Source organism: Streptomyces sp. NPDC096176 (genome assembly GCF_044763255.1).
Classification (GTDB): domain Bacteria; phylum Actinomycetota; class Actinomycetes; order Streptomycetales; family Streptomycetaceae; genus Streptomyces.
This window is the reverse complement of record NZ_JBIWFV010000006.1, coordinates 320,814-343,028: the sequence shown is the minus strand read 5'-3', so window position 1 is coordinate 343,028 and position 22,215 is coordinate 320,814. Positions and strand designations below refer to the sequence as shown.

At 69.7% G+C, this 22,215-nt stretch carries 16 protein-coding genes, 1 tRNA gene and 1 pseudogene; 5 read left to right on the top strand and 13 right to left on the bottom strand.

What is annotated here, in order from left to right; translation table 11 throughout:
• Positions 1-71 precede the first annotated feature (71 nt).
• The 5 genes from ACIQ7Q_RS19190 to ACIQ7Q_RS19170 form a co-directional block, all read right to left on the bottom strand.
• The gene (locus tag ACIQ7Q_RS19190; RefSeq protein WP_403863005.1) at positions 72-1,196 is read right to left on the bottom strand and encodes an ABC transporter ATP-binding protein; all 1,125 of its coding nucleotides are present in this window, start codon (positions 1,194-1,196) and stop codon (positions 72-74) included.
• Positions 1,196-2,581: a branched-chain amino acid ABC transporter permease gene (locus tag ACIQ7Q_RS19185; protein WP_403863002.1), complete on the bottom strand. Its 1,386-nt coding sequence runs from the start codon at positions 2,579-2,581 to the stop codon at positions 1,196-1,198. Before ACIQ7Q_RS19185 ends, ACIQ7Q_RS19190 begins: the two co-directional genes overlap by 1 nt.
• Positions 2,578-3,501, bottom strand: coding sequence for a branched-chain amino acid ABC transporter permease (locus ACIQ7Q_RS19180; RefSeq protein WP_356634236.1), 924 nt, complete (start codon positions 3,499-3,501; stop codon positions 2,578-2,580). The genes ACIQ7Q_RS19185 and ACIQ7Q_RS19180 overlap by 4 nt, the downstream gene beginning before the upstream one ends.
• Positions 3,502-3,698: 197 nt before the next feature.
• A complete protein-coding gene (locus ACIQ7Q_RS19175) occupies positions 3,699-4,859 on the bottom strand; it encodes a branched-chain amino acid ABC transporter substrate-binding protein (RefSeq protein ID WP_403862998.1) in 1,161 nt (386 codons plus the stop codon).
• A gap of 531 nt (positions 4,860-5,390) precedes the next feature.
• Positions 5,391-6,047, bottom strand: coding sequence for an ANTAR domain-containing response regulator (locus ACIQ7Q_RS19170; RefSeq protein WP_403862995.1), 657 nt, complete (start codon positions 6,045-6,047; stop codon positions 5,391-5,393).
• 91 nt (positions 6,048-6,138) lie between these two features.
• Between ACIQ7Q_RS19170 and ACIQ7Q_RS19165 the strand changes: the two genes are divergently transcribed.
• A tRNA-Leu gene (locus ACIQ7Q_RS19165) sits at positions 6,139-6,222 on the top strand.
• Between the two features lie 81 nt (positions 6,223-6,303).
• Positions 6,304-6,730, top strand: a pseudogene (locus ACIQ7Q_RS19160) (hypothetical protein); the annotation flags it as partial.
• A gap of 13 nt (positions 6,731-6,743) precedes the next feature.
• Here ACIQ7Q_RS19160 and pyk read toward each other — a convergent pair.
• The gene (gene pyk, locus ACIQ7Q_RS19155) at positions 6,744-8,171 is read right to left on the bottom strand and encodes a pyruvate kinase (RefSeq protein WP_403862992.1); all 1,428 of its coding nucleotides are present in this window, start codon (positions 8,169-8,171) and stop codon (positions 6,744-6,746) included.
• 134 nt (positions 8,172-8,305) lie between these two features.
• Positions 8,306-9,001, bottom strand: coding sequence for an SIMPL domain-containing protein (locus ACIQ7Q_RS19150; protein WP_403863589.1), 696 nt, complete (start codon positions 8,999-9,001; stop codon positions 8,306-8,308).
• Positions 9,002-9,230: 229 nt separating this feature from the next.
• Here ACIQ7Q_RS19150 and ACIQ7Q_RS19145 point away from each other — a divergent pair, with 229 nt between their 5' ends.
• Complete coding sequence (locus ACIQ7Q_RS19145) at positions 9,231-11,042, top strand: bifunctional metallophosphatase/5'-nucleotidase (RefSeq protein WP_403862989.1); 1,812 nt, start codon at positions 9,231-9,233, stop codon at positions 11,040-11,042.
• A 9-nt stretch (positions 11,043-11,051) separates the two neighbouring features.
• Here ACIQ7Q_RS19145 and ACIQ7Q_RS19140 read toward each other — a convergent pair whose 3' ends face one another.
• The 5 genes from ACIQ7Q_RS19140 to ACIQ7Q_RS19120 form a co-directional block, all read right to left on the bottom strand.
• Entirely contained in the window at positions 11,052-12,461 is a 1,410-nt protein-coding gene (locus ACIQ7Q_RS19140; protein ID WP_403862985.1) for a lysine N(6)-hydroxylase/L-ornithine N(5)-oxygenase family protein, read from the bottom strand.
• Positions 12,458-13,822, bottom strand: a complete 1,365-nt coding sequence (locus ACIQ7Q_RS19135; RefSeq protein ID WP_403862982.1) for a pyridoxal phosphate-dependent decarboxylase family protein — start codon at positions 13,820-13,822, stop codon at positions 12,458-12,460. Before ACIQ7Q_RS19135 ends, ACIQ7Q_RS19140 begins: the two co-directional genes overlap by 4 nt.
• A 633-nt stretch (positions 13,823-14,455) precedes the next feature.
• The gene (gene pepN, locus ACIQ7Q_RS19130) at positions 14,456-16,954 is read right to left on the bottom strand and encodes an aminopeptidase N (RefSeq protein ID WP_403862979.1); all 2,499 of its coding nucleotides are present in this window, start codon (positions 16,952-16,954) and stop codon (positions 14,456-14,458) included.
• 142 nt (positions 16,955-17,096) lie between these two features.
• Positions 17,097-17,426, bottom strand: a complete 330-nt coding sequence (locus ACIQ7Q_RS19125; RefSeq protein WP_403862976.1) for a chorismate mutase — start codon at positions 17,424-17,426, stop codon at positions 17,097-17,099.
• Between the two features lie 11 nt (positions 17,427-17,437).
• Positions 17,438-18,322: a helix-turn-helix domain-containing protein gene (locus ACIQ7Q_RS19120; RefSeq protein WP_403862973.1), complete on the bottom strand. Its 885-nt coding sequence runs from the start codon at positions 18,320-18,322 to the stop codon at positions 17,438-17,440.
• A gap of 137 nt (positions 18,323-18,459) precedes the next feature.
• On the opposite strand from ACIQ7Q_RS19120, the gene ACIQ7Q_RS19115 reads away from it, so the two are divergent.
• Entirely contained in the window at positions 18,460-20,208 is a 1,749-nt protein-coding gene (locus ACIQ7Q_RS19115) for a beta-galactosidase family protein (RefSeq protein ID WP_403862970.1), read from the top strand.
• A 77-nt stretch (positions 20,209-20,285) separates the two neighbouring features.
• On the opposite strand, the gene ACIQ7Q_RS19110 is transcribed toward ACIQ7Q_RS19115, so the two are convergent.
• Complete coding sequence (locus tag ACIQ7Q_RS19110) at positions 20,286-21,044, bottom strand: S1 family peptidase (protein ID WP_403862967.1); 759 nt, start codon at positions 21,042-21,044, stop codon at positions 20,286-20,288.
• A 248-nt stretch (positions 21,045-21,292) separates the two neighbouring features.
• Here ACIQ7Q_RS19110 and ACIQ7Q_RS19105 point away from each other — a divergent pair, with 248 nt between their 5' ends.
• On the top strand, positions 21,293-22,201 hold the full coding sequence (locus tag ACIQ7Q_RS19105) for a hypothetical protein (RefSeq protein WP_403862965.1): 909 nt from the start codon (positions 21,293-21,295) through the stop codon (positions 22,199-22,201).
• The last annotated feature ends 14 nt before the right edge of the window (positions 22,202-22,215 follow it).

Sequence of the window (22,215 nt, the reverse complement as noted above, 5' to 3'; positions counted from 1 at the left end):
CTTCAGCTCGAGCAGCGTCTCTTCCGAAGTGCCCGCCGTGCCGGCGTCCTTCTGCAGCTCAGTCGTGGTGCTCACTTGCCGCTCTCCTCGTCCGACACGGTCTTGCCCGGCGCACTGTCGTCAGACGCCGCCTCGGCCGAAGCGCCCTCCGACGCCTCCTCCGACGTCTCGTCCGACGCACCGTCGGAGCCGGGCTCGCCCGAACCTGGCCCGTCCCCCACGTCCTCTGCGTCGTCCTCGGCCGCCTGCTCGTCCGCCGCCTCGGCGACAGCGGACCTATCGGCCTGAGCCGGCACCACCGCCTCCTCAGCCGCGGCCTGCTGCTCCGCGATGACGGCCTGAACCGCCTCCGCGTCCTCCGCGGACGCGCCCAGATAGGCCTCGATCACCGCCGGGTGCTGCTGCACCTCGCTCGGCGTGCCCTCGGCGATCTTCTTGCCGAAGTTGAGGACCATCACCCGGTCCGCCACCGACATCACCAGGCGCATGTCGTGCTCGATCAGCAGCACGCTGATGCCCAGCTCGGTGTTGATACGGCGGATCAGCTGCTCCAGCTCCAGCTTCTCCGTCGGGTTCGTACCCGCGGCGGGCTCGTCCAGCAGCAGCACCTGAGGATCGGTGGCCAAGGCCCGCGCGATCTCCAGACTGCGCTGGTCACCGTACGACAGGCTGCCCGCGATCTCGTTCAGCTTGTTCTCGAGACCCACGAACTTCAGCAGCCGGTGCGCACGTTCGTCGCTGAGCCGCTCCGCCTTACGGGCGTTCGGCAGACCCAGCATGATCGACACCGGTCCGGCCTTCAGCCGGGTCTCCGCCGCGATCTTCACGTTCTCCAGCGCCGTCAGCGCCGAGAACAGCCGGATGTTCTGGAACGTACGCGCCACACCCACCCGGTTGACCAGGTGCGGCTTGCTGCCCAGCAGGGACTTCTCGTCGCCGTCCTTCGAACGGAAGACGATCTTTCCCTCCTGCGGCGTGTACGCGCCGGTGAGCGAGTTGAACAGCGAGGTCTTGCCCGCGCCGTTCGGCCCGATCACCGCCAGGACCTCGCCCCGGAGCATGTTCACGTTCACATGGTCCAGACAGGTCAACCCGCCGAACCGCAGTGTCACGTCGGAGGCCTGCAGCACCAGGTCGGCGCCGGCCGCCGCGGGCTGCGCGCCCGCGGTCGCATCGCTCTTCACGTCGGTGCTCATCAGAACTTGCCTCCCGCCGGCTCGGACATCGCGTCCGCGTCGCCGATGCCTTCCTCCGCCATCTTCAGCTCACGCTGCCTTCGGCGGGACGGCCAGACGCCCTGCGGCCGGTAGATCATCATGATCACGAGCAGCGCGCCCAGATACATGTACCGGTCGGACGGGTCCACCCAGTCCTTCAGCGCCTCGGGCAGCCACACCAGGATCGCCGTACCGATCAGCACACCCGGGATCGAGCCCATGCCACCGAAGATGACGTAGGCCAGGATCAGGATGGACTGCAGCAGCGGGAAGACCTCCGGGTTGATGTACCCGTACTTACTGGTGAAGATCACGCCCGCGACACCGGAGGTCGAGGCGCCGATCGCGAAGGCCATCAGCTTGAACTGCACCGTGTTGACGCCGTTCGCCGCCGCCGCGATCTCGTCCTCACGGATCGCCGTCCACGCACGCCCGACCCTCGAGTGCTCGAGGCGCGAGAACAGAATGATCACCAGGACGATGAAGAAGACCAGCAGATACCAGTAAGGCAGCGGCTTGATCGACCACTTGTACTCGAGACCGGCGAAGTCGATCGAGAAGTCGGGGATCAGACGGGCGCCCTGCGGTCCACCGGTCAGCCCGTCCGCGTTCTTCGCGACCAGGTAGATGATCTCGTGGAAGCCGAGCGTCACGATCGCCAGATAGTCACCGCGAAGCCGCAGCGTCGGGGCACCCAGCACCAGACCGAAGATCAGACAGGTGGCAACAGCGACGGGAATCACCCAGAAGTTGTTGAGCACCACCGGCGGTTCGATCGGCAGCCGGCCCGTCCAGTACGCCGTCGAATACGCACCCACGGCGAAGAAGGCGAAGAAGCCGAGGTCCAGCAGACCCGCCCAGCCGATGACCACGTTGAGGCCGATCGCCAGCAGCGCGAAGATCGCGATCTGGTCCACCAGCACCGTCTGCCAGGTCCGCTCAAGACCCGACGGAATGACCAGCACAAGAATCAGCAGGACCGCGATGCCGCCCAGCTTCAGCCGCTTGTCGGACTGGAACCGCGCCCGCAGCGAACCCACCGGGCCGCCCGACGTGGTCGACTTCGCCGACTCCTTGGCCTTCGTCACGGCGCCCTTGATCGGCGTGGCCGCGAACTCCCGCAGCGCCCACACACCCACCGTGAGCGCGAGGCAGACCCACAGATTCGGGCCGGTGACCGTCGACTCGATGGAGAAGAAGATGTCGCGGGTGTTGCCCTGCTCGCCCGTGACCAGGGCCAGCAGCACACCGAGGGCGATCATCGCCCACAGCCGCGAGAAACGCTCCGACCGGTACCACGCCGTACGACGCAGCTTCGCCGCCGCCGACGGCGTCAGATTCTTCGAGGTGTCGACCGTGCTCATGCCGCCCTCCCCACTCGCTCACCGAGGATGCCCATCGGGCGGAACATCAGCACCAGGATCAGCACCACCATGGCCGAGACGCTGCGCCACTCGTCACCGAGCAGCGGCACCGTCATCGTCTCCACGATGCCGATCAGGATGCCGCCGAACATCGCACCGCGGATGTTGCCGATACCGCCGACGACGGCGGCGGCGAACGCGGTGATGCCGGGGATGAAGCCCATCGTGTACGAGACCTGGTTCAGGTTGGCGAACAGGAAGCCCGCCACACCGCCCAGGACGCCGCCGATGATGAAGGTGCGGGAGATGACCCGGTCGATGTCGACACCCATCAGGCCCGCCACCTCGGCATCCTGCGCGACCGCGCGGATGCCCTTGCCGAGCTTGGTCCGGTTCACGACCAGGTCGAGACCGATCATCATGACCACGGCCGTCGCGAACTGCAGCAGCTGCGTGATGTTCACGCCCGCGCCGAAGATCGAGAACACGTTGTGGTTGTCGTACATCTCCGGCAGCGGGAGCGGGTCACGCCCGAAGAGCTTGCCGGCCAGGTTGTACAGGAAGAACGAGGCGCCGATCGCGGTGATCAGGAAGATCAGGCGAGGTGCGCCGCGCCTGCGCAATGGTCGGTACGCGACCTTCTCCAGGCCGTACGCCGTGACACCGCCGAACAACGCCGACCCCGCCATGGCGAGGGCAACGAAGCCTATGGAGGCCAGAGCGGACGGATTGTCCCCCGGATTGACCAGCTGAAGGACGATGAGGCTGCCGTAGGCACCGAGCATGAACACCTCGCTGTGCGCGAAGTTGATCAGCTGCAGCACACCGTAGACAAGGGTGTAGCCGATGGCGATGACGGCGTACAGCGAGCCGAGCATCACCCCTAGGACGAGGTAGTCCCAGAATTCCTGAAGGGACATGGAGCAGACTTCCTTGTGGGAGCTGAGCGGGCCCGGCGCTCGTGGCGACGAGAGCGGCCCGCGGGCGAAACATTCGATCAGTGAGGCGAAGCGGTCAGGGGGCCGATCGCCCCACTTCGCGGACGGGGGCCGGGAGAACTACCGCCTCCCGGCCCCCGGTCGCATGGCATCAGCCGCGAAGAGCCGTTGCCCCAGCGTCAGCCGGCCAGCTCGTTGATGTTGCCCTGGTAACCGATCTTGCCGCCCTTGACCTGGTACAGGTAGACGTCGGTTCCCTTGAACTCACCGTTCTCACCGAAGGAGAAGGTCTTCGTCAGACCCTTGTACGAAGCCTTCGCCAGCGCGTCGCGCAGAGCCTCACGCTCGACGTCGGCGCCGGCCTTCTTGACCTCGGCGATGATCATGTTGGTGATGTCGTACGCCTCGGCGGAGTACGTACCGGGGGCCCGCCCGAACTCCTTCTGGTAGTCCTCGGCGAACTTCTTCGTGCCCGCCTCGACGGTGGCGTCGGTGCAGGGGCAGGTGAGGAACCAGTTCTCGGCGGCGTCACCGGCGAGCTCGACGAACTTCATGTCGTTCGAGCCGTCGCCAGAGATGCCGGCGCCCTTGTAGCCGGCGTCCTTCAGCTTCTTCGCGAACGGCGCCAGATCCTGGTAGTAACCGGCGTAGACGAGCGCGTCGGCCTTGGAGTTGACGACATCCTTCGCGGTCGCGGAGTAGTCCGGCGTCTTCTGCGGGACGGACTTCTTGACGACCTCGATGCCGGCGTCCTTCAGACCCTTCTCGGCGACAGTCGCCAGGCCCACGCCGTAGTCGGTCTTGTCGTCGATCAGGTAGACCTTCTTGGCCTTCAGCTTCTTGGCGTAGTAGGTCGCCATGCCGGCGCCCTGCATGTTGTCGTTGGGGACACCGCGCAGGAAGCTGGTGAAGCCGTTCTCCTTGTCCGTCAGCAGCGGGTTGGTCGCCGACGGGGAGACCGTCACCAGACCCGACTCCGCGTACAGCGGGGAGGACGTGTTGGTGGGGCCGGAGAAGGCGGGGCCGACCACGGCGGCGACGCTCTCGTCGTCGATGATCTTCTGTGCGGCAGCCGTGGCCTTGTCCGGCAGACCCTGGTCGTCACCGGCGACGTACTCGAGCTTGAAGTCGAGGTCGCCCTTGGCGTTGGCCTGATCGATGGCCAGCTTGACGCCGTTCTGCATGTTCTCGCCCAGGGCGACGTTGTCGCCGGAGAGCGGGCCCTGGAAGGCGATCTTCACGGCGCCGTCGCCGCCACCCGAGTCACTGCCGCACCCGGTCAATGCCAGGGCACCCACAGCCAGCGGTATGGCGAGCTTGACGATGGTCTTGTTCAGCACTACGAACCCCTTGGAGCCGCCCGAACGATTCTGTCTGCGCGAGAAGTTGGCATCCCCGTGCAGGACACCGCTTGTCCGTGCGGTGTGCGGGGAATGTAATCGGGCATTCGAGCATGCGGATAGGTGACCGAACGATGTGTGATCGCCCTGTGACCTGAGTCATGCGCCGGAAACAGAACACTCCTTACCGGCGACCGGACATGTCAGCAGCGATCCACAGCTTCCCGACAACTCGCACATGATCTTCACGACCATGCCCGCATCCCCCTGGACACCGCCGCTGAACAGGGAAGTTCTCAGCCACGGGATCGACCGGAAGTGCCCGGATCACGACCCCGTCGAACTGTCCGGCACCCCGGAAACGCGTCCGCCGTCTCACCCCGCGGCCCCCACCGTGTCGTGTTCGCGTCACACTAGGGCGCAGCGACCACTTCCGGAAGCAGCGGGAACCACCTTCACAACATGCCCAGGAACCTCACGGGACCCCCGGCCGCCATGTGACCGGGGGTCCCGTCGAACGAACGCCGCGGGCTACTGCCCCTTCGCGGCCTTCTTCTCCTCGGCATCCTCGATGACCGCCTCGGCGACCTGCTGCATCGACAGCCGCCGGTCCATCGACGTCTTCTGGATCCACCGGAACGCCGCGGGCTCGGTCAGCCCGTACTGCGTCTGCAGGATGCTCTTCGCGCGATCCACCAGCTTGCGCGTCTCCAGCCGCTGCGAGAGGTCCGCGACCTCCTGCTCCAGCGCCTTCAGCTCGGTGAACCGCGACACCGCCATCTCGATGGCCGGCACGACGTCGCTCTTGCTGAACGGCTTCACCAGATACGCCATCGCCCCGGCGTCCCGCGCCCGCTCGACAAGATCACGCTGCGAGAAGGCCGTGAGCATCAGCACCGGTGCGATGGACTCCTCCGCGATCTTCTCGGCCGCGGAGATCCCGTCGAGGACGGGCATCTTCACGTCCAGGATCACCAGGTCCGGCCGGTGCTCCCGAGCAAGCTCGACGGCCCGCTGCCCGTCCCCCGCCTCTCCGACGACGGAGTAGCCCTCTTCCTCGAGCATCTCTTTGAGGTCGAGCCGGATGAGCGCCTCGTCCTCGGCGATGACAACACGGGTCGTCAGCGGCGGAACGTGCGACTTGTCGTCGTCATCGGAGATGGGCTGGGGCGACTCGGGGGCGGTCACGGGAGCTCCTCGGGGCGGGGCAGGTACTGCTCGCGAGCCTACCCATTGAGATGCAGCGACGAGCACACGGTATGCTGCTTCCAGTCTTCTGGCCGGGTTGGCGCAACTGGCTGACGCGGAGGTCTCAAACACCTCTGTCCGAAAGGACGTGTGGGTTCGAATCCCATACCCGGCACTCCGAAAGCGGATGTTCACCTTCTCGTGAACATCCGCTTTTTACCGTCAAAGACTTGGACGGTCACGCAGAGTGGCGTCCATGGACCTTCATGGCACACAAGTGCGACAGCAGGCACTCGCTGCTCCGTGGGGGAGCGAAGAACTGCGACGTTGCACGCAAACTGCAAGTGCCGATCGGCACGATCGGCTACTGGAAGCACGTAGACCGCGCCAAGCGTGGTGAGTGTCCTGGCAAGCACGCCCCTAAGTGTCCGCGCTGCGACGGCCGCGAGTTGGACGAGTCTGCCTACTCCTACCTCCTCGGGCTCTACCTTGGAGACGGCCATCTCATCCAGTACTCAGGCATCACCAATGTCTCGGACGACATCCGGCAGCTGTACACCGACACTCTCGACAAGCTCGGCGTCGAGTGGAAGGACTGCACCCGCAGCGGGCGGCCCTACAACATCTCCGTCGCCCGACGCGCGTCCGTCGCTCTCATGGACGCGCACGTCGGGCCGAAGTACGGAGCGTCACCCGCTACTTCAGGCTCTCGCCGATGTGGTGGACGCGGACGAGGTTGGTCGAGCCCGCGACGCCCGGTGGGGAGCCGGCGGTGATCACCACGATGTCGCCCCTCTCACAGCGGCCGATGCGCAGCAGTTCCTCGTCGACCTGGGCCACCATCGCGTCGGTGGACTCCACGTGGGGGCCGAGGAAGGTTTCGACTCCCCAGGTGAGGTTGAGCTGGGAGCGCGTGGCCGGGTCGGGGGTGAAGGCCAGGAGGGGGATCGGGGAGCGGTAGCGGGACAGGCGCTTGACGGTGTCGCCGGACTGGGTGAAGGCGACGAGGAACTTCGCGCCGAGGAAGTCGCCGATCTCCGCGGCGGCTCGGGCGACGGCGCCGCCCTGGGTGCGGGGCTTGTTGCGTTCGGTCAGCGGGGGCAGCCCCTTGGCGAGGGCGTCCTCCTCGGCCGCGATGACGATGCGGGCCATTGTGCGGACGGTCTCGACGGGGTATTTGCCGACGCTGGTCTCGCCGGAGAGCATCACCGCGTCGGTGCCGTCGAGGACGGCGTTGGCGACGTCGGAGGCCTCGGCGCGGGTGGGGCGGCTGTTGTCGATCATCGAGTCGAGCATCTGGGTGGCGACGATGACCGGCTTGGCATTGCGCTTGGCGAGTTTGATGGCGCGCTTTTGGACGATCGGCACCTGTTCGAGGGGCATTTCGACGCCGAGGTCGCCGCGCGCGACCATGATGCCGTCGAATGCGGCGACGATGTCGTCGATGTTCTCGACGGCCTGCGGCTTTTCCACCTTGGCGATGACGGGGAGGCGGCGGCCTTCCTCGTCCATGACGCGGTGGACGTCTTCGATGTCGCGGCCGTTTCGTACGAAGGAGAGGGCGATGATGTCGGCGCCGATGCCGAGGGCCCAGCGGAGGTCTTCGATGTCCTTCTCGGAGAGGGCGGGGACGGAGACGGCGACGCCGGGCAGGTTGAGCCCCTTGTGGTCGGAGACCATGCCGCCTTCGACGACCTTGGTGTGGACGCGGGGGCCGTCGATCTCGGTGACTTCGAGGGCGACCTTGCCGTCGTCCACGAGGATGCGCTCGCCCCGGGTGACGTCGGAGGCCAGTCCCCGATAGGTGGTACCGCAGGTGTGCCGGTCGCCTTCGACGTTCTCCACGGTGATGGTGAAGGTGTCGCCGCGTTCAAGGAGTACGGGGCCTTCGCGGAACCGGCCGAGGCGGATCTTCGGGCCTTGAAGATCGGCGAGGATGCCCACGCTGCGGCCCGTTTCGTCCGAGGCCTTGCGTACGTGCTGGTATCGCTCCTCGTGATCGGCGTAGGTGCCGTGGCTGAGGTTGAAGCGGGCGATGTCCATTCCGGCTTCGACCAGTGTCTTGATCTGGTCGTATGTGTCGGTGGCGGGGCCCAGGGTGCAGACGATTTTTGCTCGGCGCATGATTCGAGCCTAGAGCTTACCGACCGGTAGAGAATTGGCCATGCATGACGACTCAACAACCTTTGCATGAAGGGCTCTTGACAAGTGTTGAATTGTGCGTGGGCGTGCTCTGATGAGCATATGGCCGCGCGGGGTCACAGCTGCGGCGGTGTCATGGTGAAGCGCGCATTCACCTGGGCGTAGACCGTCTGGCGCTGTGGTTCGAGGTCGAGGGCGGGGGCGGCCTCGGTCTGGGCCGCTCCGGCGAACGCAGCCATCCGCATGCCCCCGGGGGCCGCGGGCCCGCCGTAGGGAGCCGCGTTTTCCGCGCCGAGGTCGGCCAGTTCGACCAGGGCGGCGAGCCTGCCGCCGATGGCCTCCGCGTATTCCCGGGCGCGCTGCACGGCTTCGCGTACCGCTTGGCGCCGGGCTTCGCCGTGGGCGGGCGAGTCGGGGCGCAGGGACCACCAGGGGCCGTCGACGCGGGTGAGTTCGAGGTCGGCGAGGCGGGTGGTGACTTCGCCGAGGGCGGTGAAGTCGTTCAGTACGGCGGTGATGTGGACGCGGCCGTGGTAGGCCCTGACGCGCTCGCCCCTGCCGTGCCGGCCGAGTTCGGGAGTGATGGAGAACGCGCCGGTCTCCAGCTTCTCGACGGCGTCGCCGTAGGCCTTGACGAGCTCGATCACGGCGCTGTTTCGCCGGGTGAGGTCTTCGAGCGCGCTGCGCCGGTCGGTGCCGCGTGCGCTGACGGTAATGCCGATGCGGGCGATTTCGGGGTCGAATTCGAGGCGGGCCTCGCCGCGCACGGCGACGCGGGGCGCCTGGGGGGTGCCGTACGGCGTGGCGGGCATGGGTTCGTCGGTCGTCACGGCTGCTCTCCCTGTCGCGGCGGCGGGGGCCTGTCCGGTGGATCCGGGTGGAGCGGCCCTCGTAATGACACTCTTTCATCCGGGTCGGACAACGGCTGGTCATCGGATGGAAACCCGCGGGGGGTGTTGCGGGGTGGTGCTCCTGGGCCAGAATCTACGCGCGTTGTGCACCCGGGGCGCACCGATGTGCACCTTGATCGAGGGAGAAGAGATGCCGCTCAACCGTAGGACGTTCCTTGGGCGTTCGGCCGCCGCCGGGGCCGGTGTGGCCGTCGCCGGGAGTGCCGCCGTTCCCGCGGCGGCCGTGACCCGGGGCGAGGGCCCGGGTCGTGGACGTCGGCGGAAGCGGTACTCGTTCACCGTTCTGGGGACGACCGATCTGCACGGAAACGTCTTCAACTGGGACTACTTCACGGACAAGGAGTTCGACGACAAGGCGCACAACGACGTGGGCCTGGCGAAGATCTCGACGCTGGTGAACCAGGTCCGCGAGGAGAAGGGCCGGCGCAACACGCTGCTGATAGACGCCGGTGACACCATCCAGGGCACGCAGTTGTCGTACTACTACGCCAAGGTCGACCCGATCACCGCGGAGCGCGGCCCGGTGCATCCGATGGCGCAGGCGATGAACGCCATCGGATACGATGCCGCGGCGCTCGGCAACCATGAGTTCAACTACGGCATCCCGGTGCTGCGGAAGTTCGAGGAGCAGTGCCGCTTTCCGCTGTTGGGCGCGAACGCGCTCGACGCTAAGACGCTGCGCCCGGCGTTCGCGCCGTACAGCATGCACCGGCTGTGCACCCCCCACGGCCGCGATGTGAAGGTCGCGGTCCTCGGTCTGACGAATCCGGGGATCGCCATCTGGGACAAGCAGAACGTCAGCGGGAAGATGGTGTTCCCGGGTCTGGAGGAGCAGGCGGCGAAGTGGGTGCCGAAGCTTCGTTCGATGGGCGCGGACGTGGTGATCGTCTCCGCGCACTCGGGCTCCAGCGGCACCTCCTCGTACGGTGACCAGCTCCCCTACATCGAGAACGCCGCCGGTCTGGTCGCCGAGCAGGTGCCCGGTATCGACGCGATCCTGGTGGGCCATGCCCACACCGAGATCGCGGAGTACTTTGTCACCAACAAGGAGACCGGCAAGCAGGTGGTGCTCTCCGAGCCGCTGAAGTGGGGTCAGCGGCTGACGCTGTTCGACTTCGACCTGGTGTGGGAGAAGGGGCGCTGGACGGTCGAGAAGGTCGGCGCGCAGGTCCTGAACTCCAACACGGTCGCGGAGGACCCGCGGATCACCGGGCTGCTGGGCGACGAGCACAAGAAGGTCGTCGCCTATGTCAATCAGGTCATCGGCACCTCGACCGCCCTCATGTCCACGGCCGACGCGCCGTGGAAGGACGAGCCGATCATCGATCTGATCAACCACGTCCAGGCGGAGACGGTCAGGGCGGCGCTGGCCGGGGGCGAGCACGCGGCCCTGCCGGTGCTGTCGCAGGCGTCGTGCTTCTCCCGTACGGCGTCGATTCCGGCCGGCGAGGTGACGATCAAGGACGCGGCTGGTCTCTACCCGTTCGAGAACACCCTCGAGGCACGGCTGATGACGGGTGCTCAGCTCAAGGAGTACCTGGAGTTCTCCGCGCGGTACTACGTGCAGACACCGGCCGGCGCTCCTGTCGACACGTCGAAGCTGACGAACGCCGACGGTACGCCGGACTACAACTACGACGCTGTCCAGGGCCTGACGTACGACATCGACATCGCGAAGGCGGCCGGTTCGCGGATCGTGAACCTGTCGTTCGAGGGCGCGCCGATCGACCCGGCGGCGCGGTTCGTGCTCGCGGTCAACAACTACCGGGCGAGCGGCGGCGGCAACTTCCCGCATGTCGCCGCTGCCCAGCAGCTGTGGGCGAACTCGGAGGAGATCCGGAACACGATCATCGCGTGGGTGCAGGCGAAGGGCACGGTGGACCCGGCGGAGTTCGCCTCGGTGGGCTGGAAGCTGACGCGCGACGGGGTGCCGGTCTTCTAGCGGGAAGGCTCAGCATTCCAGAGGGGTGAGCGCGGGCGCCTGGCCGGGAATGCCGGGCGCCTCGCGTCGTTCCAGACCGAAGCTGGTGAACGCGGTGCGGCGGGGCAGCGGGTAGGGCTCTTTGCCGGTGAGGCAGTTGAGGATGCCGGCGCTGCGCCAGGCGGCGAGGCCCAGATCGGGCGTGCCGACGCCATGGGTGTGCCGTTCGGCGTTCTGCACGTAGAGGGCTCCGGTCACGGCCGGGTCGAGCTTCAGCCGGAACTCGCCGTCGACGAGGGGGCGCCCGGCCGAGTCGCGGCGCATGTACGGGTCGAGTCCGGCGAGGAGCCCGTCGAGCGGCCGCTCTCGGTAGCCGGTGGCGAGGACGACGGCGTCGGTGGTGAGCCGGGAGCGGGTGCCCTGCTGGGTGTGCTCGAGGTGCAGCTCGACCTTGGTGGTGGCGACCCGGCCGGCGGTGCGGACGGTGACGCCGGGGGTGAGGACGGCGTCCGGCCAGCCGCCGTGCATGCTGCGGCGGTAGAGCTCGTCGTGGATGGCGGCGATGGTGTCGGTGTCGATGCCTTTGTGGAGCTGCCACTGGCGGGGAACGAGGTCGTCGCGGACCTTCTCGGGCAGGCTGTGGAAATAGCGGGTGTAGTCGGGCGTGAAGTGCTCCAGGCCGAGCTTGGAGTACTCCATGGGTGCGAAGGCCTCCGTCCGGGCGAGCCAGTGGAGCTTCTCTGCTCCCGCCGGCCGGGCGCGCAGCAGGTCGAGGAAGACCTCGGCGCCGGACTGTCCCGAGCCGATGACGGTGACGTGGTCGGCGGCCAGCAGCCGTTCACGGTGCTCGAGGTAGGTGGCGGAGTGGATGACGGGCACGGCGGGCGCCTCGACGAGTGGGCGGAGCGGCTCGGGTACGTACGGCTCGGTGCCGAGGCCGAGTGCGATGTTGCGGGTGTAGGCGCGGCCGAGCGCCTCGGCCTCGCCGTCCGCGTCGAGCTGGATGAAGTCGACCTCGAACAGGTCGCGTTCGGCGCTCCAGCGGACGGCGTCGACCTGGTGGCCGAAGTGCAGGCCGGGCAGGTTGTCGCCGACCCAGCGGCAGTACGCGTCGTACTCGGCCCGCTGGATGTGGAATCGCTCCGCGAAGTAGAACGGGAACAGCCGGTCGCGGGAGCGCAGATAGTTGAGGAACGACCACGGGCTGGCGGGGTCGGCGAGCGTGACGAGGTCGGCGAGGAACGGCACTTGGAGCGTGGAGCCCTCGATGAGGAGACCGGGGTGCCAGCGGAAGGCCGGTTGCTGCTCGAAGAAGGTGGCCGCCAGTCCGCCGGGGACACCGTGGGCGAGGGCCGCGAGGGACAGGTTGAACGGGCCGATGCCGACGCCGATGAGGTCGTGCGGCTGGTCGAGCTGTTCGGTCGATGGCGTGCCGGTCATCGGGGTGTGCTGCCTTCCACGAGTTCGGTCAGGGTTTCGAGGTCGTCGGAGGTGAGGTGCGGGTTGAGCAGGGTTGCCTTGAGCCAGAGCCGGCCGTCGGTGCGGGCGCGGCCGAGGACGGCGCGGCCCCGGGTGAGCAGGGTGCGCCGGATCTCGGCGACCTCTTCGTCGGTGGCGCCGACGGGCCGGAACAGCACGGTGGAGAGCGTGGGCCGCTCGTACAGTTCGAGCCGGGGGTCCTTGTCGACAAGGTCGGCGAGGCCGGCGGCGGCGGCGCAGGTGCGGTCGACGAGCGCGCCGAGTCCGGTGCGGCCGAGTGCCCTGAGGGTGACGGCGATCTTGAGGATGTCGGGGCGCCGGGTGGTGCGGAGGGAGCGCCCGAGGAGGTCGGGCAGTCCGGCGTCGGTGTCGTCGTCCGCGTTGAGGTACTCGGCGGTGTGGGCCAGGGGCGCGAGACGTGCCGCTTCGGGCACGGCGAGCAGCCCGGCCGCGACCGGCTGCCAGCCCAGCTTGTGCAGGTCGAGGGTGACGGAGTGGGCCCTCTCCAGACCGGCGAGGAGGTGGCGCCGCTCGGCGCTGAACAGGAGCGGGCCGCCGTAGGAGGCGTCGACGTGCAGTTCGGCGCGGTGGCGGTCCGCGAGATCGGCGATCTCGGGCAACGGGTCGATACGGCCGGTGTCGGTGGTGCCGGCGGTGGCGACGACGAGGAGCGGATGGCCGTGGAGTTCGGTGAGCGTGCCGTCGAGGGAAGGGGGGCCGTGGACCATGACGGGCTCGGGCAGGCCGAGGAGCCAGGCGGCGCGGCGCACGGAGTGATGGACGCTGTCGCCGCAGACGACTTGCAGCGCCGGTCCGTGCCGCTCGCGGGCCAGCAGCAGGGCGAGCTGGTTGGACTCGGTGCCGCCGGTGGTGACGAGGGCGTCGGGGGCGGGGGCCTTGGGGTAGACGTCGGCGGCCAGCGCGCGCGTGACCTGCGCTTCGAGCGCGGAGGCGGCGGGGGCCTGGTCCCAGGAGTCCATGGACGGGTTGAGTGCGGAGGCCGCGAGGTCGGCGGCGACCGCGACCGCGAGCGGTGGGGTGTGGAGGTGGGCCGCGCACAGGGGGTCGGCGGGGTCGGCGGCGCCGTGGGCGACGGCGCGGACGAGGGTGCGCAGGGCGGTTTCGGCGCCGTCGCCTGCCTCGGGCAGTGCCTCGCCGAGGGCCTGCCGCACCCGCACGTCGACAGCCTCGGGCCCCCCGGCCGGCACGGGCCCACCACGCGCCGCCGCCCCCTCTGCGAGCGCGTCGAGCACGACGGCGAGCAGGGGGCGCAGCGCGTCGGGGCCGGTGGTTCCTCCCGCGAGGGGCGGGGTGTGCGGCATGGGCGGGTCCTTCGGCGAGACGCGGGGGGTGTCACTTCACGGTGGCGAGGGGGCCGGTGGAGTGCCCGCAGATCTCAACGATCGGAACCCGAAAGGGGTATTGGGGTGGAGGTGGGCGGGGGCGGGCGGGCTGGGGCTGCTATGGGGGTGGGCGGGGGTGGCCGCTGCGCGGGGCCGTTCCCCACCCCGCCCCTTCCCGCTGTACCGATGTGCGGCTCCGCCGCGTGGCGGGCACGCCCGGACCCCGTACCGCGCTCCGCGCGGTGTCCTCAGTTTCCCCGTACGGCCTGGCGGCCGTGGGAGGTACCGCGGCATCCGGCCCCGCCTTTGTTCGAGGCGCGGAGCACGGGGCGAAACCCGCCGGCAACCCCGCCCCAGCCCGCCGATCGAGGCGCACGCCTCGGGCCGGCGGCCCGACAGAACGGGCAGCTTCAGCCCCGCCGCAGAGCACGGCGCGGGGCTCGGGGCAGGGCCCCGACAAGGGCGGCACGCTCCCCGGCGCGCCGCCCCAAGGCACGCGGCCCCCGGGGCAGAACACCGCCACGCCCGGCAACTCCCACCCCGCCGACGAGCACGAACCTCGACGCGGAGCCCCGACCACGGCGCGACACTCCCCGGCACGCCGCGGCACCGTCAGGCCGACGCCGCCCGGACACGAAGCGCCCTCCGGAGGTCGTCGACCTGGTCGGTCAGTTTGCGGCGGAGGGCCGGGAGTATGTCCGGTTCGGACAGGCAGGCCTCGCCGAGGCGCAGCGCTTCCGCGTCCACCGCGTGGACGGGGAAGGCGTACCGGCCGCACGCCTCCGCGATCGCCGGCCCGCGGCGGGCCGCGATCGCGACGGCGTCCGGGTAGAAGCGGGGCACGTACTCCCGTACGAGGTCGGCCTGTTCGGGCTGCCAGAAGCCTTGCGCCGTGGCGGTGAACAGGTAGTTCGACAGCTCGTCGCCCGTGAACAGCCTCGCCCAGGCCGCGGCCTTCGCCTCGGGGGTCGGGAGGGCGGCGCGGCAGCGCGCCGCGCCTTCCTGGCCGGTGGCGCTCGGGTCGCGTTCCAGCTCCGCCGCGATGGCCGCTTCGTCGACCGCGCCGAGCACGGCGAGACGCTGCAGGACGCGCCAGCGCAGCTCGGGGTCGAGCTCGGGGCCGCCGGGCACGCTGCCGTCGCTGAGCCATACCTGGATCGGCTCGGGCTGGGTGGCCGCGTCGATGTAGTGGCGTACGGCGGTCAGGCGCAGGCCGGGGTCGCTGCCGTCCTCGGTGCGGCGCAGCAGGGCGCGGCTGATGTGCGTGAGGGTGGCGAGCGCGGCGGGCCGCTGGTCGGCCGGGAGGTAGCAGCCGGCGATCGGGCCGGCGGCGAAGGCGAGCACGCCTTGGACGACGGCGAGGTCGGACTCGCGCGTCAGGTGGTCGCGGGCGGCCTCGAGGTAGACCGAGGGGGCGACTTCGCCGTCGCGGACCATGTCGCGGGCGGCGTTCCACACGACGGCGCGGGTGAGCGCGTCGGGGATGCCGGACAGCGAGGTGAGGACGGTGGCCCAGGAGGTGTCGTCGAGGCGGACCTTGGCGTAGCTGTTGTCGCCGTCGTTGAGGACGACGAGGGAGGGGCGGCGGCCGGGGCGCGGCGTCGCCTCCTCGGTCTGGGGTACGTCGATCTCGAGCCGGTCGCGCAGGACGAGGTGGCCGGGGTCGATGGGGTCGGGGTCGAAGGCGCCGACGGCGATGCGGTGCGGGCGGCTGCCGTCGCGTTCGACGGTGAGTGTCCAGCCGGCCGCCGTGTCGGTGACGGTCGGGGTGAGGGTGTCGACGCCGCTGGTGCGCAGCCATGACGCGGCCCAGGCGTGCACGTCCCGGTCGGTGGCGTCGGCGAGCGAGTCGATGAAGTCGGCGAGGGTGGCGTTGGCGAACTTGTGCCGGGCGAAGTGGTTGTTGATGCCGGCGAGGAAGTCCTTCTCGCCGAGCCAGGTGACGAGCTGGCGCAGCGCGGAGGCGCCTTTGGCGTAGGAGATGCCGTCGAAGTTGAGCATGGCGGACGCGGTGTCGGGCACGGCGTCGGGGTCGGGGGCGACGGGGTGGGTGGAGGGGCGCTGGTCGGCGTCGTAGCCCCAGGACTTGCGGGCGATGGCGAAGTCGACCCAGGTGTCGGTGAAGCGGGTGGCTTCTGTCAGGGTCTGGTAGCCCATGTACTCGGCGAAGGATTCGTTGAGCCAGATGTCGTCCCACCACTTGAGTGTCACGAGGTCGCCGAACCACATGTGGGCCATCTCGTGGGCGATGACCATGGCGCGGGTCTGGCGCTGGGTGTCGGTGACGGCGGAGCGGTAGACGAATTCGTCGCGGAAGGTGACGAGGCCGGGGTTCTCCATGGCGCCCGCGTTGAATTCGGGGACGAAGGCCTGGTCGTAGGAGTCGAAGGGGTACGGCTCCTCGAACTTCTCGTGGTACCGGTCGTAGCACTGCCGAGTGACGTCGAGGAGTTCGTCGGCGTCGGCGTCGAGGTAGGGGGCGAGTGAGCGGCGGCAGTGGAGGCCGAAGGGCAGTCCGTCGTGTTCGGTGCGTACGGAGTGCCAGGGGCCGGCGGCGACGGCGACGAGGTAGGTGGAGATCGGCGGGGTGGGCGCGCAGGTCCAGCGGCCCGCGCCCTGGTCGGTGGCGATGCCGTTGCCGAGGACGGTCCAGCCCCGGGGGGCGGTGACGGACAGTTCGAAGACGGCCTTGAGGTCGGGCTGGTCGAAGGCGGCGAAGACGCGCTGTACGTCGTCCATGAACAGCTGTGTGTAGACGTACGTCTCGCCGTCGCTGGGATCGGTGAAGCGGTGCATGCCCTCGCCGGTGTGCGAGTAGCGCATCCGGGCGTCGACGCGGAGTTCGTGTTCGCCGGCGGTGAGGCCGGTGAGGCGGGCCCGGTTCCCGGCGAGGGAGGCGGGGTCCAGTGGGTGTCCGTCGAGCGTGATCGAGCGGAGTTCGGCGGGCTTGATCTCGACGAAGGTGTCCCCGGCCGTGGTGGCGGTGAAGTGGATGACGGTGCGGGAGTCGAACGTGTCGTCGCCGGTGGTGAGATCGAGGTCGATCGTGTACCGGTGTACGTCGAGTTGCCGGGCTCGGGTCTGCGCTTCGTCGCGCGTCAGTACGGACATGGGCCCATGCTGCCTGATGGGCCCGCGTCGGCACACGGGGTGGGGGTTCCGCTGTCAGCGCACACCGGCGCCAGTACGGACGTGGGCCCATGCTGCCCACACCGGGCGCCGGCGTCCGGGTCCGGCGGGGCCGGTCCGTCCGTCAGGCGGACTGGTCCGGTTCGTCGGGCTGGTCGGCGATCTGCTCGTGGTGGCGGATCACCTCCGCGATGATGAAGTTGAGCAGCTTCTCCGCGAACGCCGGGTCGAGTTTCGCGCTCTCCGCGAGGTGCCGGAGCCGCTCGATCTGCCGGGCCTCACGGGCCGGGTCGGCGGGCGGCAGATGGTGCTCGGCCTTGAGGTGGCCGACCTGCTGGGTGCATTTGAAGCGTTCTGCGAGCATGTGGACGACGGCCGCGTCGATGTTGTCGATGCTCTCGCGCAGGCGGTTCAGCTCGGCGCGCACGGTCTCGTCGATGTCCCTCGTGGTCATGGTCAGGGAGCTTACGTCGAGGACGTGGCGATGGTCGGGGGGTGTTCAGGGTCCGGGACGCGGGTGCTCCAGCCGCCGGGGACGGCCCGGCGCTGTTGTTCTCTGAAGCGGATGGGGGCGAGGCCGACGCGGCGGGTGAACAGGCGGGAGAAGTAGGCGGGGTCGTCGTATCCGACGCGGCGTGCGACGGCGGCGACGGGCAGCTCGGTGGCGGCGAGCAGCTCCTTGGCGCGGCCCAGTCTGATGCCGAGGAGGTAGTCCTTGGGGGTGCACCCGGCGCCGCGGCGGACGGCGGTTCGCAGGTCCGCGAGGGTCATGCCGTTCCGTGCGGCGTGTTCGGTGACGGTCAGCGGCTGGAAGGCGTCGCGGGCCAGCGCGGTGAGGACCGGGTCGCCGTCGGGGCCGAGGTCGGCGCGGGCGCGGCGCAGCGCGACGAGGAGTTCGTGGACGGCGGCGCCGGTCTCGACCTCGAGGAGGGGGTTGCCGCGGCGTGCGGCGCGGGCGATGCGGCCGACGGCGGCGCGGGCTCCGGCGGCGTCGGACAGGGGGACCACGGGCCGGTCGGGTTCGATGTAGCCGAGTTCGGTGTAGGTGGTGGTGGCCGGGCCGGTGAAGTCGACGAAGCTCTCGTCCCATCCGGCGGGGTCGGGGCCGTAGTGGTGGGGCACGCCGGGGGTGAGCCAGAGCAGGGCGGGGGCGGTGACGGTGGTGCGCCGTCCGTCCGCGGCGAGGTACCAGCCGCTGCCGGCGCTGATGACGACGGCGACGTGGTGGTCGAGGGTGCGGGGTCCGACTTTGGGCAGCGTGCCGTGCTGGAGGCCGACGCCGAGACACACCAGGCCGAGTCTGTGGTGCACAAGGCTCGGGGTGAAGTAGCGCATCCAGGTGTGGTACATGCCGTTTCTCGCTCCTTCTGTGGTTCACCGGCCCCTTTCCCGGTCAGTCCAAGGACCGCCGATCTTTGTCCATGGACCGGCCGTCCGCCAGAGGCCGATTCTGGTGACAGAAAGTGAGCGAGAGAGGGACGCGCCGGGTGGCTGACTTCACCGTGGGTGACATGGATTTCCTGCTGGACGGGCGGCCGGTCCGGCTGCTGTCGGGAGCGCTGCACTACTTCCGGGTGCACGAGGAGCAGTGGGACCACCGGCTGGCGATGCTGCGGGCCATGGGCCTCAACTGTGTGGAGACGTACGTTCCGTGGAATCTCCACGAGCCGGAGCCCGGGCGGTTCGTGGATTCGGGCGCGCTCGGCCGGTTCCTGGACGCGGTGGACGCGGCGGGGATGTGGGCGATCGTGCGGCCGGGGCCGTACATCTGCGCCGAGTGGGAGAACGGTGGTCTGCCGTCGTGGCTCACGGGCAGGGTCGGGCGGCGGGCGCGGACGCGCGATCCGGAGTATCTGGTGCATGTGGAGCGCTGGTTCAGGCGGCTGCTGCCGCAGGTGGTGGAGCGTGAGATCGCACGCGGTGGCCCGGTGCTGATGGTGCAGGTGGAAAACGAGTACGGCAGCTACGGCTCGGACCGGGAGTATCTGCGCCAGTTGGCTCGGCTGTTGCGGTCCTGCGGTGTGACGGTGCCGCTGTTCACGTCCGACGGACCGGAGGACCACATGCTGACGGGCGGCTCCGTGCCGGGTGTGCTGGCCACGGTGAATTTCGGGTCGGGGGCCGAGAAGGCTTTCGCGGCGCTGCGCCGCCACCGGCCGTCGGGGCCGCTGATGTGCATGGAGTTCTGGTGCGGCTGGTTCGAGCACTGGGGGGCGCCGTCGGCGCGGCGGGACGCGCGGCACGCGGCCGGGGCGCTGCGGGAGATCCTGGCGGCGGGGGCGTCGGTGAATCTGTACATGGCGCACGGGGGGACGAACTTCGGCGGCTGGGCGGGGGCGAATCGCTCGGGGCCGATGCACGACGGCGAGTTGCAGCCGACGGTGACGTCCTACGACTACGACGCGCCGGTCGACGAGGCGGGCCGGCCGACGGAGAAGTTCTGGCTCTTCCGCGAGATCCTCGCCGAGTACCAGGAGGGGCCGTTGCCCAAGCCGCCGCCCGCCCCGGCCGCGCTGTCGTCGCCGGTGCGGATCGCGCTCGGCGAGTGGGCGCCGGCCGATGCGGTGCTGGAGGTGCTCGGCGGCAAGGAGCGCGAGGCCCCGGTGCCTTCGACGTTCGAGGAGCTGGGCGTGGAGCGCGGGCTGGTCCGCTACCGGGTGGACGTCCCGGGGCCGCGGGAGCCGTATCCGCTGACCGTGGCCGGGCTGCGCGACCGGGCCGTGGTGTACGTGGACGGGGTGCGGGCGGGGGTGCTCGACGGCGAGAACGTCGTCCTTGCGGAACCGGTCGGGGGCCCGGCGTCCGTGGAGCTGTGGGTGGAGTCGCTGGGGCGGGTCAACTACGGGCCGCGGACGGGCGAGCCGAAGGGCATCACCGGCGGGGTGCTGCACGAGCGGCAGTTTCTGCACGGTGTGCGGGCCCGCGGGCTGCGGCTGGAAGCGTTCGAGGAGCCCGGCTCTCTCGCCGGCGTGCCGTGGGGTGATCCCGAGCCGGGGGCGGCGGGGCTGTACCGGGGGACGTTCGAAGTGGCCGCGCCGGGTGACGCGACGCTCGAACTTCCGGGCTGGACACGGGGATTCGTCTGGGTGAACGGCTTCAACCTGGGCCGCTACTGGTCGGCCGGGCCGGTTCGTCCGCTGTACGTGCCGGGGCCGGTGCTGCGCGCGGGCGGCAACGACGTGTGGGTGCTGGAGCTGGAGGGCGGCGCGGGCGACCCGGTGCTGCGGTTGCGTTGAGCCGCGGTGGTGCTGCATGCCGGAGGGGGCAGGCCGCCGAGCCTGCCCCCTCTTGTGCGGCTTCTGCGCCGGGTGTCCTACAGGCTCGCTGCCGCGGACTTGATGGCGGCGGCGAAGGTCGAGACCTCGGTGTAGACGCCGGGGTAGCCGGCCCTCGCGCAGCCGTAGCCCCAGCTGACGATGCCGACCTGGGTCCAGGCACCGGCGTTGTCCTTGCGGAACATGGGGCCGCCGGAGTCGCCCTGGCAGGTGTCGACGCCGCCCTGGTTGTAGCCGGCGCAGATCTCCTCGCCGGGTACGAGTTCGTCGTACGCCTGCTGGCAGCTGGAGTCGGAGACGAACGGGACCTGGGCCTTGAGCAGGTAGCGCTGCTGCGAGCCGCCCTCGCGGGCCGCGCCCCAGCCGGCGACGGTGAAGGTGCCGTTGTTGTCCGCCGTGGTCTCGGCGATCTTCAGGGTGGGCAGGTTGATGGGCTGGGCGAGTTTGATCAGGGCCCAGTCCTTGCCCGTGCCGTTGTAGCCGGGGGCCTGCAGGACCTTGGTGGAACGGACCTTGATGGCGCTGGAGCTCCGCAGGTCCACGACACCGGCGGTCGCCGTGATGCTGGTGTTGTTGCCGGAGCCGTTCACACAGTGCGCGGCGGTGAGCACGATGTCCTTGGCGTAGAGCGCCCCGCCGCAGCCCATGGAGAGCCGGACCATGAAGGGGAACTCGCCCTGGGCGGCGCGGGTGCCGCCGACGACGGGCGGGGCGGCGGCGGAGGCGGAGGTGGGCTGGAGACTGACGGCGGCGAGGATGACGGCGCCGGCGGCGACGCATCTCTTGAGCGTGCGCATCAGGTTCAAGGGTTTGCCTCTCGTGGGGGGTTGAGGGGATCACCGAGCCGGGACGGCGGTAATGACATGTGCCCGACAAGGCGTTGTCCGGAGTATGGGACCCGGTCACCGGACACCACAAGGAGCACCTTTCGGCCAATTCCCGGGCGGCGTCTCTGCGGTGCGGCCGCGGCACCGCCGTAGAGTTGAAGCCCGTTCAGGCGGCGCGCAGGTGCACGGGCGCAAGAGGCGCAGGGGGCCCAGGACGCATGGGGGTACGGCAGGTGGCGAACGGCAGCGAGGTCGTACACGGCTTCCCGCACCTGGACACCGTGCGGTCGGCGATCACCGCGCTGTACCGGCGTCTCTCTCCGGAGGGCGTGCTCTCCTACGCGCCCAGCGTGCTCCCCGCCGATGTCGCCTTCGGCGACCAGGACGATCTCCACCTGGGCGCGCAGCGGGTGGCCCGCGCCCTGGTGCACCATCTGCGTCTGCCGGACGCCCGGGTGATCGTCAGCTTCCGCGAGATGAAGCACGCGGCGAGCGTCGAACTGACCGCGGGGCCGGAGTACTTCATCGAACTCAATGACCGGTTCCGCACCCACCGGCGGGACATCGGCGCCGCCCTCGCCCACGAGATCACCCATGTGCTGCTGCACCGGCTCGGGCTGGCGTTCCCCGGCACCCGCGACAACGAGATCCTCACCGACACCGTGACCACCTACCTGGGCGCGGGCTGGCTGCTGCTGGACGCGTTCCGCGAGGACGCCGTCTCCAGCCAGAAGCTCGGTTACCTCACACCGGAGGAGTTCGGCTACGTCCTCGCGGGGCGGGCGATGGCTTTCGACGAGGATCCGCGGACCTGGTTCACCAGCCCGCAGGCCTACCACGCGTACACCAAGGGCCGCGCCGAGGCGCTGCGCGACGCCCAGCAGCCCCCGCTGACCACAGCGGGCCGGCTCGGCCGCCACCGCTACGCCAAGGACCGCCGCCACGCCCTGGAAACCCCCGGAGCCCGGGTCGCGGGCCCGTACGCGTACGCGTTCGAGCACGGGCCGGACGGCCTGCGCGTCTCCTTCCCGTGCACCACCTGCCACCAGCGCATCCGGGTACCCGTGCGGGGGCGGGTACGAGCCCGCTGCGGGCTGTGCCGGACGGTTCTCGAATGCGATACCTGACAGGGCTTCCGTAG